This window comes from Streptomyces sp. NPDC046712, from assembly GCF_040645695.1.
In the GTDB taxonomy this organism is placed as follows: domain Bacteria; phylum Actinomycetota; class Actinomycetes; order Streptomycetales; family Streptomycetaceae; genus Streptomyces.
This window is the reverse complement of sequence record NZ_JBEYYW010000009.1, coordinates 1-16825: the sequence shown is the minus strand read 5'-3', so window position 1 is coordinate 16825 and position 16825 is coordinate 1. Positions and strand designations below refer to the sequence as shown.

17 protein-coding genes are annotated in these 16825 nt (G+C 71.0%); 13 read left to right on the top strand and 4 right to left on the bottom strand.

Annotation, left to right across the window (positions count from 1 at the left end):
- Positions 1–58 precede the first annotated feature (58 nt).
- Positions 59–973, bottom strand: a complete 915-nt coding sequence (locus ABZ939_RS14055; RefSeq protein WP_361853298.1) for an RNA polymerase sigma factor SigF — start codon at positions 971–973, stop codon at positions 59–61.
- A 210-nt stretch (positions 974–1183) separates the two neighbouring features.
- Between ABZ939_RS14055 and ABZ939_RS14050 the strand changes: the two genes are divergently transcribed.
- The 6 genes from ABZ939_RS14050 to ABZ939_RS14025 all read left to right on the top strand — a co-directional run bounded on the left by ABZ939_RS14050 (position 1184) and on the right by ABZ939_RS14025 (position 6402).
- Positions 1184–1552 (top strand): STAS domain-containing protein, encoded by a 369-nt coding sequence (locus tag ABZ939_RS14050; protein WP_361853295.1) that lies wholly within the window; start codon positions 1184–1186, stop codon positions 1550–1552.
- A 105-nt stretch (positions 1553–1657) separates the two neighbouring features.
- The gene (locus tag ABZ939_RS14045) at positions 1658–2131 is read left to right on the top strand and encodes an ATP-binding protein (protein ID WP_361853292.1); all 474 of its coding nucleotides are present in this window, start codon (positions 1658–1660) and stop codon (positions 2129–2131) included.
- Between the two features lie 167 nt (positions 2132–2298).
- Complete coding sequence (locus tag ABZ939_RS14040; RefSeq protein WP_361853289.1) at positions 2299–2970, top strand: peptidase; 672 nt, start codon at positions 2299–2301, stop codon at positions 2968–2970.
- Between the two features lie 23 nt (positions 2971–2993).
- Complete coding sequence (locus ABZ939_RS14035) at positions 2994–3803, top strand: hypothetical protein (RefSeq protein WP_361853891.1); 810 nt, start codon at positions 2994–2996, stop codon at positions 3801–3803.
- Positions 3800–5065, top strand: a complete 1266-nt coding sequence (locus ABZ939_RS14030) for a hypothetical protein (protein WP_361853286.1) — start codon at positions 3800–3802, stop codon at positions 5063–5065. Before ABZ939_RS14035 ends, ABZ939_RS14030 begins: the two co-directional genes overlap by 4 nt.
- A gap of 14 nt (positions 5066–5079) precedes the next feature.
- Entirely contained in the window at positions 5080–6402 is a 1323-nt protein-coding gene (locus ABZ939_RS14025; RefSeq protein ID WP_361853283.1) for a hypothetical protein, read from the top strand.
- A 107-nt stretch (positions 6403–6509) separates the two neighbouring features.
- Here ABZ939_RS14025 and ABZ939_RS14020 read toward each other — a convergent pair whose 3' ends face one another.
- Positions 6510–8030 carry an oligopeptide:H+ symporter gene (locus ABZ939_RS14020; RefSeq protein ID WP_361853280.1) on the bottom strand — a complete coding sequence of 507 codons (1521 nt, stop codon included), beginning with the start codon at positions 8028–8030 and terminating at the stop codon, positions 6510–6512.
- Positions 8031–8459: 429 nt separating this feature from the next.
- Here ABZ939_RS14020 and ABZ939_RS14015 point away from each other — a divergent pair, with 429 nt between their 5' ends.
- Both ABZ939_RS14015 and ABZ939_RS14010 read left to right on the top strand, forming a co-directional pair.
- Entirely contained in the window at positions 8460–9137 is a 678-nt protein-coding gene (locus tag ABZ939_RS14015; RefSeq protein ID WP_189602000.1) for a response regulator transcription factor, read from the top strand.
- A 74-nt stretch (positions 9138–9211) separates the two neighbouring features.
- Complete coding sequence (locus ABZ939_RS14010; protein ID WP_361853277.1) at positions 9212–10483, top strand: ATP-binding protein; 1272 nt, start codon at positions 9212–9214, stop codon at positions 10481–10483.
- 10 nt (positions 10484–10493) lie between these two features.
- On the opposite strand, the gene ABZ939_RS14005 is transcribed toward ABZ939_RS14010, so the two are convergent.
- Positions 10494–11012, bottom strand: a complete 519-nt coding sequence (locus ABZ939_RS14005) for a GtrA family protein (protein ID WP_361853274.1) — start codon at positions 11010–11012, stop codon at positions 10494–10496.
- 162 nt (positions 11013–11174) lie between these two features.
- Here ABZ939_RS14005 and ABZ939_RS14000 point away from each other — a divergent pair, with 162 nt between their 5' ends.
- The 4 genes from ABZ939_RS14000 (at position 11175) to ABZ939_RS13985 (ending at position 15112) form a co-directional block, all read left to right on the top strand.
- Positions 11175–12314: a 5-(carboxyamino)imidazole ribonucleotide synthase gene (locus ABZ939_RS14000; RefSeq protein ID WP_361853271.1), complete on the top strand. Its 1140-nt coding sequence runs from the start codon at positions 11175–11177 to the stop codon at positions 12312–12314.
- Positions 12311–12853 carry a 5-(carboxyamino)imidazole ribonucleotide mutase gene (gene purE, locus ABZ939_RS13995; RefSeq protein ID WP_361853268.1) on the top strand — a complete coding sequence of 181 codons (543 nt, stop codon included), beginning with the start codon at positions 12311–12313 and terminating at the stop codon, positions 12851–12853. Before ABZ939_RS14000 ends, purE begins: the two co-directional genes overlap by 4 nt.
- A complete protein-coding gene (locus tag ABZ939_RS13990) occupies positions 12850–14052 on the top strand; it encodes a dipeptidase (RefSeq protein ID WP_361853265.1) in 1203 nt (400 codons plus the stop codon). The genes purE and ABZ939_RS13990 overlap by 4 nt, the downstream gene beginning before the upstream one ends.
- A 139-nt stretch (positions 14053–14191) precedes the next feature.
- Complete coding sequence (locus ABZ939_RS13985) at positions 14192–15112, top strand: membrane dipeptidase (RefSeq protein ID WP_361853262.1); 921 nt, start codon at positions 14192–14194, stop codon at positions 15110–15112.
- A 98-nt stretch (positions 15113–15210) separates the two neighbouring features.
- On the opposite strand, the gene ABZ939_RS13980 is transcribed toward ABZ939_RS13985, so the two are convergent.
- Positions 15211–16539 (bottom strand): UDP-glucose/GDP-mannose dehydrogenase family protein, encoded by a 1329-nt coding sequence (locus tag ABZ939_RS13980; protein ID WP_361853259.1) that lies wholly within the window; start codon positions 16537–16539, stop codon positions 15211–15213.
- A gap of 125 nt (positions 16540–16664) precedes the next feature.
- Here ABZ939_RS13980 and ABZ939_RS13975 point away from each other — a divergent pair.
- The coding region (locus tag ABZ939_RS13975; RefSeq protein WP_361853888.1) for an acyl-CoA dehydrogenase family protein at positions 16665–16825 on the top strand (161 nt) is incomplete at its 3' end.

Sequence of the window (16825 nt, the reverse complement as noted above, 5' to 3'; positions counted from 1 at the left end):
CCGGTGAAGAACAGGCCCTTTCCACACGTCATTCGGGAAGCCGGGGAGTGCTCGGAGGTCACTCCTCCAGGGTCAGCCCCTTGCGCAGTCTGCCCAGCGTCCGGGAGAGCAGCCGGGAGACGTGCATCTGGGAGATGCCCAGTTCCTCGCCGATCTCCGACTGGGTCATGCCGGCGACGAAGCGGAGCGAGAGGATGCGCCGGTCGCGGGGCGGCAGCGAGGCGATCATCGGCTTGAGGGACTCGACGTACTCGATGCCCTCGATGCCGTGGTCCTCGTAGCCGATCCGGTCGGCGAGCGCGCCCTCGCCGTCGTCCTCGTCGGGCTGGGCGTCCAGCGAGCTCGCGGTGTACGCGTTGCTGGCGGCCATGCCCTCGACGACCTCGTCGCGGCTCAGTTCGAGCTCCTCGGCGAGTTCACCGACCGTCGGCGCGCGGTCGAGCCGCTGGGCCAGTTCGTCACCGGCCTTGGCGAGGTCCAGGCGGAGTTCCTGGAGCCTGCGCGGTACGCGCACGGACCACGAGGTGTCGCGGAAGAAGCGCTTGATCTCGCCGACGATCGTCGGCATCGCGAAGGTCGGGAACTCGACGCCGCGGGCCAGTTCGAAGCGGTCGATGGCCTTGATGAGGCCGATCGTGCCCACCTGGATGATGTCCTCCATCGGCTCGCTGCGGGAGCGGAACCGGGAGGCGGCGAACTTGACCAGGGCGAGGTTGAGCTCGACCAGGGTGTTGCGGACGTACGCGTACTCGTGCGTGCCCTCTTCGAGGACGTCGAGCCGGGCGAAGAGCGTCTTCGACAGCGCCCGTGCGTCGAGGGGGTCGACCTGGTCGAAGGGCCCGATCTCCGGGAGGTCTTCGGGCAGGTCTCCGGAAAGCTGCTGGGGAAGGGTGAGGGTGGGGGGCGGAGTTGCTGCCGACGGCGCGTCGGGGGTACGCGGGGCGTCGAGCCGGGGTGACATGGTCTCCTCCATCGTTTCTTCCTGCTGCGGTTTGCGGCGCCTCCAAAGCCGGCCGTTTCGAATGTTCTTTACTAGCCCTACCTGCTCGACACGGATCGTTGCAAGTGTCAATTGTCTGGTTTGCGGCCTATGTGGTGGAGTTCATGTGCAAGCCTTGACGTCTCGCTTGTATGGTTCGAGGCACGTCAACCGGCATCCGCGAGAGCGAGAAGAGGCACGGGCATGGACCGCCAGAGCAACGGCAGCGCGCAGCCGGGGAGGCTACGGGTCGAGGTCCGCACCGTGGGGGCGACCGAGATCCTCACCCCGGTGGGTGAACTCGATCACCACACGGCCGACGTGTTGCGTATGCCACTCGACAGGGCGCTGGATGCCGGCCGGTCACGGCTCGTCGTCGACTGCTCACGCCTCGACTTCTGCGACTCCACCGGACTCAACGTGCTCCTCGGGGCCCGGCTGAGGGCCGATGCCGCAGGGGGCGGGGTCCATCTGGCGGGGATGCGGCCGGTGGTGGCAAGGGTTTTCGAGATCACCGGTGCGGACGTCGTCTTCACCGTGCACGACTCGCTCGCTGCGGCGCTGCCCGACTGAGCGACGGGTGTCGTCAGGAAAAGACCGGGCAGGAGAGCCCCGGTTTGGTCCGTTGTCTGGTGATTGATTCGGTTGAGTCGGTTGAATCGGTGAGGTGAAGCGCTGATGGACACTGCTGCCGGTGGCAGGGAGGTCGAGGAGCCGGTGGGCCCCGTCGTGGGTTCCGTCGATCTCGACGTACGTACGCTCGCGCTCGGCGCCACCAGCGGCACGGTCCCGCTCGCCCGCGACTTCACGAGGACGGCGCTCTACGACTGGGGCTGGCTGCCGGCCGCCGGCGCCGACGCCAGGGCCGCCGCCGAGGACGTCCTGCTCGTCGTCTCCGAGCTGGTCACCAACGCCTGTCTGCACGCCGAGGGGCCCGAGGTGCTGCGCGTGCTGCGCCGGCCCAAGGTGCTGCGCCTGGAGGTCACCGACCGCGGCGCCGGGCAGCCCGCGCCGCGCACCCCCCACCGGGCCGGGCGGCCCGGCGGGCACGGCATGTTCATCGTTCAGCGGCTCTGCCTGGACTGGGGCATCGAGCGCAGGCCGGGCGCCCCCGGCAAGACGGTCTGGGCCGAACTGGCCGCTCCCGCCTGAAACACGCGTGCGACGACCGCGATGGCGCCCGGCGACGGGCGCCGCGCGCACTTCGGACGTCACTTCGTCTTGCCTCCCCACTTTGTCTTCCCTCCGCAACGCCCCAGGCGTACCTTGACGCCCAATCTGATAAGCCGTCAGTAACTTCGCGGTGAGGGGTGCTTGAGGTGCCGTACCGGAGGAGAACAGCTTTCGCGCTGGCAGCGGCGGTGGCGGGCTCGGCGGTCCTGGCCTCCGCCCCCGCCGCGCAGGCCGCCGTCGTCGACGTGAACTACGCGTGCGAGACGAAGATCGGGCCCAAGAGCGCGGTCTCGCCCGTCGACATCAAGGCCGTCAAGAGTGGCAACGCCTACACGATCACCATGTCCTTCGAGAAGGGCGTCTCCGACAGCCCCATCGAACTGCCCAAGGGCGTCATGACCCCGCGCGCCGAGCTCAAGCTCGGCGGCGCGGACGAGGGCACGATCAAGGTCAAGGGCACGCCGAACACCACGGCCATCCCGCCCAACACGCCCATCAAGATCGGGCAGTTGACGGGCACGTACACGCCGAAGAAGAGCGGCAAGGTCACCTTCACGGCCGGGCTGCTCACCGTGCACGCCCTCGGCATGGACGCGGCCGTCTGCACCCCGAAGAACAACCCGAAACCTTCGCTGGAGCTCGAGGTGACGGCCGCGGGCGGATCCTCGGACTCCGGCGGGACGCAGTCCACCAGCGGCGGCGAGCTGCCGAAGACCGGACCGCTCGACTCCGCGGCGGCGCTCGGCACCCTCGGTGGCACGGTGCTGCTGACCGGAGCGGCCGGGGTGCTCTGGCTCACGCGGCGCACGGCGCGCTGATGCGGGGGGCGTGGGTGGCCGTCGTGTTCGGGTTGGTGGCGGCCGCGCCCGCGCCGCCGGGATGGACGGCGGGCGCGGCCGAGGGGCGCCCGTACGTCTATCTGGAGGGCGCGGCCGGCAGCGTCCTGGAGGACACCCTCTCCGTGACCAACCCGGGCCCGAAGCCGCTCACGGTACGGCTGAGCGGGCAGGGCACCCCGCTCGCCTTCGCCGCGCGGACGGTGACGGTACCGGCGCGGACCCGCGCGGACGTGCCGTTCGCCGTCACCGTCACGGCGGACACCGCGCCCGGGGAGCACCGGGGAACGGTGAGCGCGGAGGCGGGCGGGCGCGTGGCACGGGTGCCGGTGCACCTACGGGTGAGCGGACCGAGCCTGGCGGCCCTCACCGTCGAGAAGGTACGGCTCGACGGCTCGGGCACCGTGCACTACACCCTGGTCAACCGCGGCAACACGGTGCTCGCCCCGAGCCTGTCCCTCCGCGCCGACGGCGTGTACGGGACCGTCCTCGACCGCCCCGCGCGGGCCCTGCCGCTCACCCTCCGCCCCGGCGAACGGATCACCCGCAGCGAACCCTGGCCCGACCCGCCCGCGCTCGACTCGGTCACGCTGCACCTGCGCGCCACGGCCCCCGGAGCGCCCGCCGCGACGGCCCGTGCCGAGCGGGTCTTCGTGTCCGGCGGCGCGATCGCCGCCGGGGCGGGCGCCCTGTTCGCGGTGGCGGGCGCGGCCGTCCTCGCGGCCCGAAGGCGCCGCGACCGGGCCACGGAAGGGCTCGGAATCCCCGTGGAGGAGCCCCGGTTGGCGGGCGTGACGGCAGGAGCGGACCGATGAGTACGAGCGGTACGGGACCGGCGAACCGAATCGCTCCGGACGCCCCGCGCGTGGGCGACGCACCCGGCCGCGCTCGTGGCGCGCGCGGCCTGCCCACGGCAGCCGACCACGGCCGGGCGGACGGAGCCGGTGCCCCCCGGCCGGGCGCCCGCCTCGCGGCACGGAGCCGCCGACGGGGGTACGGGCCGGTCCCCGCTGCCGGCACGGCCGTCGTCTCCGCAGGCGCGGCCGTGGGGGTCCTCCTCGCCGTGCTCGTGCTCGCCCTCCTGCCGCCCGCCGCCCAGGCGTCCGCGTCGGCGCCAGGGCCCACTGTCGCCCTGTCGCAGACCGAGGGCGGCAAGGGCGGCGAGATCACCGTCAGCGGGGCCGGGTGGAAGCCGGGCGCGCTGCTCATGCTGCTGATCTGCGGGCAGTCCGCGCCCGGCAAGGGCGTCATCGGCGGCACCAACTCCTGCGCCAACACCCTCGGCCGGGCCGCCACCGTCGACGCCAAGGGCGCCTTCAGCCAGAAGATGCCGGTGGCCGAGCCGCCCAAACCCTGCCCCTGCGTGGTGCACGTGGCAGGGGTCACCGGACAGCAGGACGTCGTGGACGTCGCCTTCACGGTCGCCGGCCATCCGACCGCCCCGCTGCCCGAGGCGACCGGCGACGGCAGACTCGCCGTCCTCGCCTCCGTACGCCTCGACGGCTCCAGCGGCGTCCTGGTCTGGTTCGGCGCCCCCGCCCGCCGCGAGATCGTCTTCACCGTCGGCAACCTCGGCCAGACCCCGGTCAAGGACCCGGTCTTCCAGGTCGGCACGAGCCACGGTGTCTTCTCGCCGCGGTACGAGGAGCGCCAGTGGCGCGGCACGATCGAGCCCGGCAGGAAGGCCCAGGTCAGACTGCCCGTCGAACTGTCGGCGGGCGCGCACGGCGACTACGAGGTGTCGGTGAAGTACGCCGACAAGGTCCTGGTCGACCAGCCGTGGGGGGTCGGCCGGCCCTGGGGCGTGACGCTGTTCTGGCTGCTGCTCGCCGTCGTCGTCCCGGCCGCGCTCTTCCGGATCGGTATGGCGGTGGTGGACCGCGTCCGGCCGGGCGGCGCCGCCGGGTCCCGCGCCGGACACCGACGCCGCCGCGCTCTCGTACGTACATCTGAAACAGGCCCGGCCCCCGAGCGGGACGAAAACACCACGACGACCACGGTCCTGCCGTGGTTCACCCCGGACTCCGCACCGTCCGCACCGTCAGAGATCAGCCCGACGACGAAGGGACACCAGTGAGCACGCAACGGAGGATGAGCGCGGCAGGAGTCGCGCTGATGCTCGGCGGCGCGGGGATCATGCTGGCCGCCAGCCCCGCTCAGGCCGCCGAGGTCTCGTACAAGACCGAGTGCATTCCGCCGTCCATCTCCGGTCTGCCACCGGTGCAGGGCACCACGAAGGTGCAGATCACGGCGCCGGCGGAGGCGAAGGTCGGCGACGAGGTCGAGGTCGTCTGGAAGACGGTCGAGGCCGCGTCCAAGAACCCCGACATCCTCGACCTGGAGAAGGACACGGTGAAGCCGACCGGTGTCATCAAGGTCGGCGGCGCGGCGAGCGGCACGCTGAACATGGAGGGCCCGCGGCAGAACCCGCCGATCCCGAAGAACAGCCCGATGGTCCTGCCGGACATGAAGGGCAAGCTGAAGCTGGAGAAGGCCGGCGAGATCACGCTGACGCCGGACAAGTACAACATCAACGTCTCGAAGCCGATGTCGACGGACACCAAGTGTTCGCCGAAGGAGACGGTGGCGGTCGGGGCGACGATCAAGGTGACGGCGGGTGGAGGCTCCTCGGGCGGCAGCTCGTCCGGCGGCACGACCACGTCGGGAGGCACGACCTCCGGCGGTTCGAGCACCTCCGGCGGCAGCACCTCGGGAGGCGGCAGCACCTCGGGAGGCGGCAGCACCTCTGGAGGCACCTCCGGAGGCGGCGGCGGGCAGACCGACTTCACGGGCAAGGAGGTCGCGGTCCAGTTCTCCTGCCAGTCGCCCGGCCCGGCGAACATCACCTCCAAGGTCACCATCAACGCCAAGAAGAACGGCGGCAGCTACGACCTCACGGTCAAGACCGCCAAGGGCGTCATGGACAGCCCCGCCCCGCTTCCCGCCGGGGCCCTGAAGCCCTCCATGGCGGTCAAGCTCGGCGGCGCCGACAGCGGCACGGTCAAGGTCGAGGGCCCGGCGAACGCCGCCCCGCTGGAGCAGGGCAAGCCGGTCGACCTGCCGGACATGAAGGGCACGTACAAGCCCGGCGCCAGCGGCAAGGCCACGCTCAGCCCCGGCACCCTGACCATCAACGTCTCGCTCGGCGGCTCGCCGATCGTGATCCCCTGCCAGGTCAAGGGCACGGTCCAGGCCTCGCTGGAGCTCGACACGACGAAGCAGGAGGGCGGCGCGACCGGCGGTTCCTCCACCACGGGCACCGGCGGTTCCGGCTCGGGCTCGGGCGGCGGCCTCGCCGAGACCGGCGCGGAGGACGACGGCGCCCTGCGCGCACTCGCCCTGGTCGCCGGCACGGTGATCCTGCTCGGCGGCGCGGTGTTCACGTTCACCCCGTGGGCGCGGCTGCGGAGGTGACATAGGTACGGGAACGGCAGAGGGCCGCCGCACCGGGAATCGGTGCGTGGAGGTCCCCCCACGCCCTCAGGGCGTAGGGGGACCTCAGGCCCGTACGGACGGGGACGTCAGTGGACGCCGCCCATCATCGCCTGGACCTTCTTGCGGTACATGAAGACCGCGAATCCGGCGAGGACCGCCAGTGCGGCCTGCATTCCGATGATCCCTGTGCCGTTGAGGTCCACACCGGCCAGCGAGAGCAGACCCGTGGTGCAGTCACCGGCGGTGACGGCGAGGAACCAGACACCCATCATCTGGGAGGCGTACTTCTGCGGCGCCATCTTCGTCGTGACGGAGAGGCCGACCGGGGAGAGGCAGAGCTCACCGATGGTCTGGATCATGTAGATCGAGACGAGCCACATCGGGGAGACCTTGGTGCCGTCGCCGGCCATGGCCATCGGGACGATGAAGACGAAGAACGACGCACCGACGAGGACCAGACCCATCGCGAACTTCACGATGGTGTTCGGCTCCTGGTTCTTGCGGGCCAGCCACAGCCACAGCCAGGCGAAGACCGGGGCCAGCGCCATGACGAACAGCGGGTTCAGCGACTGGAACCAGGTGGCCGGGAAGCCGATGCCGAACACGGAGTCGGCGGTCTTGCTGTCGGCGAAGAGCGACAGGGTCGAGCCACCCTGGTCGTAGATCATCCAGAAGACGGCGGCGGCGACGAAGAACCAGATGTAGCCGTTCATCTTCGACTGCTCGCCCGCGCTGAGGTCCTTGTCGCGCTTGATGCGTGCGAGGACGGCGACCGGGATGATCAGACCCGCGAGGGTGATCGGGACGAGCGCCCAGTTCAGGGTGTACATGCCCAGCGCGACGACGGCGCCGTAGAAGACGGCGGCGGCGGCGACGACCAGGCAGACCTTGACCAGGATGCTCTTGCGCTCCTCGGGGGAGAGCGGGTTCGGGACGACGGCGCTCTTCGGGCTCAGGCTCTTGGTGAAGGCCAGGAAGCACGCGAGGCCGAGACCCATGCCGACCGCGGCGAGCGCGAAGCCGAGGTGCCAGTTGACCTTCTCGCCGAGGGTGCCGACGGCGAACGGCGCGACGAACGCACCGAGGTTGATGCCGATGTAGAAGAGCGTGAAGCCACCGTCACGGCGCGGGTCGTCCGGACCGTCGTAGAGGTGGCCGACCATCGTGGAGATGTTGGCCTTCAGCAGACCGGAGCCGACGGCGACGAGCGCCAGGCCGACGAAGAACATCGCCTGGCCGGGTATCGCCAGCGAGGCGTGACCGGCCATGATCACGAAACCGGCGATGGTGACGGTCTTGCGAGCGCCCCAGACGCGGTCGCCGAACCAGCCGCCCGGCATGGCCATCAGGTAGACCATCGAGACGTAGACGGAGTAGATCGCCGTCGCCGTGGCCGCCGTCATCGCGAGGCCGCCGCCCTGGCTGCCGGTCGCGGCGTCCGCGCCGCCGGAAACCAGGTACAGGACGAGGAGAGCCCTCATGCCGTAGTAGGAGAAGCGCTCCCACATCTCGGTGAAGAAGAGGGTGGCCAGGCCGCGGGGGTGGCCGAGGAACGTCTTCTCGGAACCGGGGGTTCCGGTCGAAGCCGTCGTCAGGCTGGACGCCATGTCGATCCTTGCTCTGTCGGGACGCGCGCCTTGTGAGCGTGGTGCGCCCGGTGGGGGAGGCCGGCACCGGGAGGGGAGCGGTCGCACCCCGCCGGGATCCACGCCCCGGACGTGTCTTCACGTCACGGAACCCGGCCCACAGGTCGTTCACTGTCCTCAAGGTCGGCGGAGCCGACCTTGCGCAGAAAAGAGACCCTTGGCGCCACAAGCGGGCCAAAGGTCCCCGATTACCGCATCAGAACCACTCGCCACCATACGACACGACAGTGCCGGATATGGAAGGACTTGAGAGATGGATCACAGGTGACCAAGGAACCAACGGACCCCAATCCAAGGTCATGTGCAGGTTAACGTCCCTGAACCGCAGGGGCCGTGGTCACCCTTCCGATCACGCTCCGGGCCGTCCGTCGTGCGGACTACCATCACCCCATGACCCGTGTACTGCTCGCCGAGGACGACGCATCCATCTCGGAACCGCTGGCCCGCGCGCTGCGCAGAGAGGGATACGAGGTCGAGGTGCGGGAGGACGGACCGACCGCCCTCGACGCCGGACTTCAGGGCGGCGTCGACCTCGTCGTGCTCGACCTGGGGCTGCCCGGCATGGACGGCCTGGAGGTCGCCCGGCGGCTGCGCTCCGAAGGGCACACGGTTCCCATCCTGGTGCTCACGGCCCGCGCCGACGAGGTCGACACGGTGGTCGGGCTCGACGCGGGCGCCGACGACTACGTCACCAAGCCGTTCCGCCTCGCCGAGCTCCTCGCCCGCGTCCGGGCCCTGCTCCGGCGCGGCGCCACCGAGCCGGCCGTCGCGCCCGCCACGCACGGGGTACGGATCGACGTCGAGTCGCACCGCGCCTGGATGGGCGACGAGGAGCTCCAGCTCACGGCGAAGGAGTTCGACCTGCTCCGAGTCCTCGTCCGCGACGCGGGCCGGGTCGTCACCCGCGACCAGCTGATGCGGGAGGTCTGGGACACCACCTGGTGGTCGTCGACCAAGACCCTCGACATGCACATCTCCTGGCTCCGCAAGAAGCTCGGCGACGACGCGGCGAACCCCCGCTACATCGCCACGGTCCGGGGCGTCGGCTTCCGCTTCGAGAAGAGCTAGCACCGGCCCCGGGGCCCGCGCGCCGTACGCTCGGGCCAGTACCCCGTACCCCGCCCGCCCCCGGAGGGCTCCCCGTGCGTCGCCGTCTCATCAACTCCACGCTCGCCGTCGTCCTCGTCGTCATCGGCGTGTTCGGGGTCTCCCTCGTCATCGTCGAGACGCGGACCATCTCCAGCAGCGCCCAGGAGAGCGTGGACTCCGAGGCCGTGCGGCTGGTCTCCATCGTCGACAGCCGGCTCATCGGCGGGGAGCCCGTCAATCCGGACATCCTCTCCGAGCAGAGCGGCGCCAAGCGGTACGCCCTGATCGAGATCCCCGGCCGCGCCCCCATCGAGATCGGCACCCGCCCCGAAGGCAGCGTCATCCGGGGCAGCGCCGAGGGCGAGCGCGGTGAGACCGTGACCGTCGAGGAGTCCCGGTCCACGGTCACCGCGGAGGTCGGCCGCACCCTGCTGATCATCGGCGCCGTGGCCCTGCTGGCCGTCGTGGCCGCCGTCCTGCTCGCCGTACGGCAGGCGAACCGGCTGACCTCCCCGCTCACCGACCTCGCCGAGACCGCCGAGCGCCTCGGCTCCGGCGACCCCCGACCGCGCCACAAGCGGTACGGGGTGCCGGAGCTGGACCGGGTCGCCGACGTCCTGGACGCCTCGGCCGAGCGGATCGCCCGGATGCTCACCGCCGAGCGCCGGCTCGCCGCGGACGCCTCGCACCAGCTCCGTACGCCCCTCACGGCGCTCTCCATGCGCCTGGAGGAGGTGGCCGTGGCCGACGACCTCGACACGGTCAAGGAGGAGGCGACGATCGCGCTCACGCAGGTCGAGCGGCTCACCGACGTCGTGGAGCGGCTCCTGACGAACTCCCGCGACCCCCGCACGGGCTCCGCCATCGCCTTCGACCTCGACGAGGTCATCAAGCAGCAGATCGAGGAGTGGCGCCCCGCCTACCGGAGCGCCGGCCGGGCCATCGTCCACTCGGGCAAGCAGGGCATGCGCGCGGTCGGCACCCCCGGAGCCGTGGCCCAGGTCCTCGCCGCGCTGATCGAGAACTCGCTCATGCACGGCGGCGGCACCGTCGCCCTGCGCACGCGGGTCACCGGCAACCAGTCCGTGATCGAGGTCACCGACGAGGGCCCGGGCGTCCCCGCCGACCTCGGCGCGCGGATCTTCGAGCGGGCGGTCAGCGGCCGGAGCTCCACCGGTATCGGTCTGGCCGTGGCCCGGGACCTCGCGGAGGCGGACGGCGGGAGGCTGGAGCTCCTCCAGCAGCAGCCCCCGGTCTTCGCGCTCTTCCTGAGCCGCGAGGTCAGAAGCCGCAGGGACGAGGCGCGAGAGCGCCCCGTCCGATAGCGCGTGTCCGTCAGCGCACGCGGTCCGGCTGCTTCCTGGTCGCCTGCTTGGGCGCCTGCTCCAGGAACGATTCGGCGGTCTGGACCGCCTCCCGCGCCGGCAGCGTCCGGAACACCCAGGTCCGGTACGACCAGAAGCGGAACAGCGTCGCGACGCCGATCCCGAAGAACTTGAAGAAGTTGCTCTGCAGCGGGGTGTCCCAGCCGAACCCGTACGTCGCCGCGTACAGGATGCCGTTCTGGATCACCAGGCCGGCGACGCTGAACAGCAGGAAGAGCGTCAGCTCCTTCGTCCGGCTGCTCTTGTCGCGGTCCCGGTAGGTGAAGTACCGGAAGCCCAGGTAGTTGAAGCCGATCGCGACGACGGTGGCGATGATGCTCGCCCGGACGACGGGGACCTCCGTGAGATGGCGTACGAGGTTGAAGACCCCGAGATCCACCAGGAGGCCGACACCACCGACCGCGCCGAACTTCGCGAACTCGCGCGTGAGCCGATCAAGCCGCACACGCAGTGCGCTGGGTTCACTCATGGTGATGCTCAGCCCCGTCCGATCGGTTTCGTCAACCAAGCCATGCTAACCACCACACCTGGCACCTGCCCGAGGACATTGCAAACCACGGGAAAACCCACTCCAGCTGTCGTAAACCACAGGCGGCGGAGGGTCCGCGCATCGTGCGGATACCCTAAGAGGGTGACGTTCCCGGTAGTCGGCATGGTCGGTGGCGGTCAGCTCGCCCGTATGACCCACGAGGCGGGCATCCCCCTCGGCATCAAGTTCAAGCTGCTCAGTGACACCCCGCAGGATTCGGCGGCGCAGGTGGTGAGCGAGGTCGTCATCGGCGACTATCGCGACCTGGCTACGCTGCGTGACTTCGCGCGCGGATGTGACGTGATCACCTTCGATCACGAGCACGTCCCCGCCGGACATCTGCGAGCCCTGGAGGACGACGGCATCGTCATCCGCCCCGGGCTCGACGCGCTGGTGCACGCCCAGGACAAGGGGGTGATGCGCGCCAAGCTCGACGAGATCGGCGCGCCGAGCCCCCGCCACCGCATCGTCGCCGATCCGGCGGACGCGGCGGCCTTCGCGGCCGAGGTGGGCGGCTTCCCGATCATCCTCAAGACCGTGCGCGGCGGCTACGACGGCAAGGGCGTCTGGTTCGTGCGTACGGAGGCCGACGCGCAGGACCCGTTCCGCGCGGGCGTCCCGGTGCTCGCCGAGGAGAAGGTCGACTTCGCGCGCGAGCTCGCGGCGAACATCGTCCGCTCCCCGCACGGCCAGGCCGTCGCCTACCCCGTCGTCGAGTCCCAGCAGGTCGACGGCGTCTGCGACACGGTGATCGCACCCGCGCCGAACCTGTCGGACGAGCTGGCCGGCCAGGCGCAGGAGCTGGCGCTGCGGATCGCCAAGGAGCTCGGCGTCGTCGGCCATCTGGCCGTGGAGCTCTTCGAGACCACGGACGGCCGCATCCTCGTCAACGAACTCGCCATGCGTCCGCACAACTCCGGCCACTGGACCCAGGACGGCGCGATCACCTCGCAGTTCGCCAACCACGTCCGGGCCGTCCTCGACCTCCCGCTCGGCGATCCGCGCCCGCGCGCGACGTGGACGGTCATGTGCAATGTGCTGGGCGGGGACTACCCGGACATGTACTACGCCTACCTGCACTGCATGGCCCGGGATCCGCAGCTCAAGATCCATATGTATGGCAAGGACGTGAAGCCCGGCCGCAAGGTGGGGCACGTCAACACCTACGGCGACGACCTGGACGACGTGCTGGAGCGCGCCCGTCACGCCGCCGGCTATCTGCGAGGAACGATCACCGAATGAGCAGCACGACCGGCCCCGTGACCCCCGTCGTAGGCATCGTCATGGGATCCGACTCCGACTGGCCCGTCATGGAGGCCGCGGCGCAGGCCCTGGACGAGTTCGAGATCCCGTACGAGGTCGACGTCGTCTCCGCGCACCGGATGCCGCGCGAGATGGTCGCGTACGGCGAGGAGGCCGCCGACCGCGGTCTGAAGGCGATCATCGCGGGCGCCGGCGGCGCCGCCCACCTGCCGGGGATGCTCGCCTCGGTGACCCCGCTCCCGGTCATCGGCGTGCCGGTCCCGCTGAAGTACCTCGACGGCATGGACTCGCTCCTGTCCATCGTGCAGATGCCGGCCGGTGTGCCGGTGGCCACGGTCTCCGTCGGCGGCGCGCGCAACGCCGGTCTGCTCGCGGCCCGGATCCTCGCCTCCCACGACGCCGAACTGCTCGGCCGGATGCGGGAGTTCCAGCAGGAGCTGAACGAGCAGGCGACCGAGAAGGGCAAGCGGCTGCGCGCCAAGGTCGAGGGCTCGGAGTCGTTCGGCTTCGCGAAGTGACCGCGGCCGAGCGGCTGGCGGAGGCGATCGAGCTGCTCGCGGCGCACCCGGTCGTCGACGGTCACAACGACCTGCCGTGGGCGCTGCGCAAGCACGCCCACTACGACCTGGACCGGCTCGACATCGCGGCCGACCAGACCGGCGCGCTCCACACCGACCTGGCCCGGCTCCGCGCCGGAGGAGTCGGCGCCCAGTTCTGGTCCGTGTACGTGTCGTGCGAGCTGACCGGCGACGACGCGGTCAGCGCCACCCTGGAGCAGATCGACATCGTCGACCAGCTCCTCGAGCGGTACGCGGCGGAGCTGGCCCCCGCGCTGACCGCGGACGACATGGAGTCGGCCCGGCGGGAGGGCCGTATCGCCTCCCTGAAGGGCGCCGAGGGCGGCCACTCCATCAACAACTCCCTCGCCACCCTGCGCGCGCTGCACACCTTGGGCGTGCGCTACATGACGCTGACCCACAACGACAACACCGCGTGGGCGGACTCGGCGACGGACGAGCCGGGCGTCGGCGGTCTCTCCCCCTTCGGCCACGAGGTCGTCCGGGAGATGAACCGGATCGGGATGCTCGTCGACCTCTCGCACGTCGCCGCGACGACGATGCGGGACGCGCTCGCCACCTCCGTCGCGCCGGTGATCTTCTCGCACTCCTCGGCGCGCGCGGTCTGCGACCACCCGCGGAACATCCCCGACGACGTGCTCGCGCAGCTGGCCGGGAACGGGGGAGTGGCGATGGCGACGTTCGTGCCGAAGTTCATCCTCCCCGCGGCCGTGGAGTGGACGGCCCGGGCCGACGAGAACATGCGGGCGCACGGACTGCACCACCTCGACACGACGCCGGCCGCGATGAAGATCCACCGCGCCTTCGAGCTGGAGAACCCGCGCCCGATCGCCACCGCGGCGACCGTCGCCGACCACCTCGACCACATGCGCGAGGTCGCCGGCATCGACCACATCGGCATCGGCGGCGACTACGACGGCACGGCGTTCACCCCGGACGGCCTCGACGATGTCGCCGGCTATCCGAACCTGATCGCGGAGCTGCTGACCCGCGGCTGGTCGCAGGCCGACCTCGCCAAGCTGACCTGGTCCAACGCGGTCCGCGCGTTGCGGGACGCGGAGGCGGTCGCGCGTGACCTGCGGGAGACGCGGGGGCCGTCGAACGCGACGATCGACTCGCTCGACTCCCCGCCGTCCTGACGGAGTGTCGGTCAAGGCCCCGCTTCGGCGGGGCCTTCGCACATCCGGGGGCGCTCACCCGAACGGCTCACCCCGCGCGCCGGGGGGCGGGCCGGCTGCCACGGTGGACGGTACTGCTCGTTCAGTTCGGAGTCACACCATGGCAGATCTTGATGATCACCAGCCCTTCACCGTCGCGCCGACCGGCCCCGCCGGAGAGCCCGACCTCCCCGAACAATCGCGGTCCCTCGACGAGTTGAACCGTGCGCAGGCACTGCTCGCGGCGCAGCCCGTCGTCGAGGGGCACACGGAGCCACCGCGCGTCTTCGACCCGGAGGATCTTCCACCGGTGCGGGCGGCGGAGACCGGTGCCCAGCTCTGGTCCCTGCACGTCGAGCCCGAAGAGGGCGTGGTCGGCACGCTGCGGCGGATCGACGCGATCCGTGGGCTCATCGAGGCCTGCCCCGAGGACCTGCGCCTCGCGCACAGCACCGCGGAGATGGCCGACGCCGTCAACTGCGGACGGGTCGCCGCGCTCCTCGGCCCGGTGAGCTGGGCGGCGGTCGGCGGCTCGCTCGCCACGCTGCGGGCCTACCACACGCTCGGTGCGCGGGCCGTGAACCTTCCCCGCTTCGACGGCTTCGCCCGCGAGGCCGTACGGGAGATGAACCGCCTGGGCCTCGTCGTGGACCTGTCCGGCGCCGACCCGGAATCGGTGCGCCGCACCCTCGCGCTCACCAGGGCCCCGGTCCTGCTGACCCGGGCGGAACCGGAGGAGCTGCCGGACGACGTCCTGCGCCTGCTCGGCGAGAACGGCGGGGTCTGCATGGTCCCGGTCGCCGGTGACCTTTCGGAGACCGCCGCCACCCTCGATCGCCTCCGCGCGACGGCGGGCCCGCAGAGCATCGGCATCTCCCACACCGTGGACCCGGCGAGCGGCTACGCCCCGCTCTTCGCGGAGCTCCTCCGCCGCGACTGGCCCGCCGAGGACCTGGTCGCCCTGGCCCATACGAACGCGACCAGGGTCCTGCGGGACACCGAGTTCCTCTCCCGCACGAAGCGCCTCCGCCGCGCGGCCTGACACGACGGCGCCCCGCCCACCCCGTCGACCGGGGTGGGCGGGGCGCCGCCGCATGTTCTGTCCCAGGGAGTGTCCTGTGGATCAGGGCCGGTCAGGCCCTACGCGCGGGGGCGGCCCATCGCGCGGTACACCCAGCCCGCCTCGCGCCACCGCGTCGCGTCCAGCGCGTTGCGGCCGTCGAGGATCACCCGCGAGGTCACCGCCGCCCCCAGCTCCGCCGGGTCCAGCTCGTCGCGGAACTCGCGCCACTCCGTCAGGTGCAGCACCACGTCCGCCCCCCGCACGGCGTCCAGGGCCGTGTCCGCGTATCCCAGCGTCGGGAAGAGCCGGCGCGCGTTCTCCATGCCCTTGGGGTCGTAGACCGTGACCTGTCCGCCCTGGAGGTGGATCTGTCCGGCCACGTTCAGCGCGGGCGAGTCCCGGACGTCGTCCGAGTCCGGCTTGAACGTGGCGCCGAGCACCGCCACCCGCTTGCCCAGGAACGACCCGCCGCCGAGCGCCTCACGCGCCATCTCGACCATCTGGCCGCGCCGCCGCATGTTGATCGAGTCGATCTCCCGCAGGAAGGTCAGTGCCTGGTCCGCGCCCAGCTCGCCCGCCCGCGCCATGAAGGCGCGGATGTCCTTCGGCAGACAGCCGCCGCCGAAGCCGATTCCGGCCCGCAGGAACTTGGACCCGATCCGCTCGTCGTAGCCGATCGCCTCCGCCAGCTTCGCGACGTCGCCGCCCGCGGCCTCGCAGACCTCGGCCATCGCGTTGATGAAGGAGATCTTGGTCGCGAGGAAGGAGTTCGCCGCGGTCTTCACCAGCTCCGCCGTCGGGAAGTCCGTCACCACGAACGGCGAGCCGTCCGCGATCGGCCCGGCGTACACCTCGCGCAGCAGCTTCTCCGCCCGCTCGCTCCGTACCCCGGCGACCACCCGGTCCGGGTGCAGGGTGTCCCGCACGGCGAAGCCCTCCCGCAGGAACTCCGGGTTCCAGGCCAGTTCGACGCCCTCCGGCAGCAGCGCCGCCAGCCGCTCGGCCGAGCCGACCGGAACGGTCGACTTGCCGACGACCAGCGCGCCCGACCGGACCACCCCCGCGAGCGAGGTGAACGCCGCGTCGACGTAGCTCATGTCACACGCGTACTCGCCGTGCTTCTGCGGAGTGTTCACGCAGACGAAGTGGACGTCGCCGAAGGCACCGACCTCGTCCCACGACGTGGTGAAACGCAGTCGGCCCGTCGACCCCTCGATGCCGGCGACGTGCCGGGCGAGCAGCTCCTCGAGGCCGGGCTCGTACATCGGTACGCGCCCGGTGGCCAGCATCTCGATCTTCTCCGGCACGACGTCGAGACCGAGGACCTCGAAGCCGAGCTCCGCCATGGCCGCTGCGTGCGTGGCCCCGAGATATCCGGTGCCGATCACGGTGATCTTGAGGGCCATACGGGACTCCAGTGACGTCGGGCGGAATGCCTGCCCGAGCATAGTCGGGCCTTGGTCCGGCGCCCGGGCACGCCCTACCATTTGGGTTACTTAACGGTAGTTAGCAAGCGTGGGAGTGAATGAGCATGGCGGGTTCTGCTGATTTCGACCTGTATCGCCCGTCCGAGGAGCACGACATGCTCCGGGAGTCAGTCCGTGCGCTGGCGGAGGCGAAGATCGCGCCGTTCGCCGCGGCGGTGGACGAGGAGGGCCGGTTCCCGCGTGAGGCGCTGGACGCGCTGGTGGC

Excerpts from the sequence above, each read along its gene's own strand:
- ABZ939_RS14055 (WP_361853298.1), bottom strand. The coding sequence starts at position 973 with ATGGAGGAGACCATGTCACCCCGGCTCGACGCCCCGCGTACCCCCGAC.
- ABZ939_RS14050 (WP_361853295.1), top strand. The coding sequence starts at position 1,184 with ATGGACCGCCAGAGCAACGGCAGCGCGCAGCCGGGGAGGCTACGGGTC.
- ABZ939_RS14045 (WP_361853292.1), top strand. The coding sequence starts at position 1,658 with ATGGACACTGCTGCCGGTGGCAGGGAGGTCGAGGAGCCGGTGGGCCCC.
- ABZ939_RS14030 (WP_361853286.1), top strand. The coding sequence starts at position 3,800 with ATGAGTACGAGCGGTACGGGACCGGCGAACCGAATCGCTCCGGACGCC.
- ABZ939_RS14025 (WP_361853283.1), top strand. The coding sequence starts at position 5,080 with ATGAGCGCGGCAGGAGTCGCGCTGATGCTCGGCGGCGCGGGGATCATG.
- ABZ939_RS14020 (WP_361853280.1), bottom strand. The coding sequence starts at position 8,030 with ATGGCGTCCAGCCTGACGACGGCTTCGACCGGAACCCCCGGTTCCGAG.
- ABZ939_RS14015 (WP_189602000.1), top strand. The coding sequence starts at position 8,460 with ATGACCCGTGTACTGCTCGCCGAGGACGACGCATCCATCTCGGAACCG.
- ABZ939_RS14005 (WP_361853274.1), bottom strand. The coding sequence starts at position 11,012 with ATGAGTGAACCCAGCGCACTGCGTGTGCGGCTTGATCGGCTCACGCGC.
- purE (WP_361853268.1), top strand. The coding sequence starts at position 12,311 with ATGAGCAGCACGACCGGCCCCGTGACCCCCGTCGTAGGCATCGTCATG.
- ABZ939_RS13985 (WP_361853262.1), top strand. The coding sequence starts at position 14,192 with ATGGCAGATCTTGATGATCACCAGCCCTTCACCGTCGCGCCGACCGGC.
- ABZ939_RS13980 (WP_361853259.1), bottom strand. The coding sequence starts at position 16,539 with ATGGCCCTCAAGATCACCGTGATCGGCACCGGATATCTCGGGGCCACG.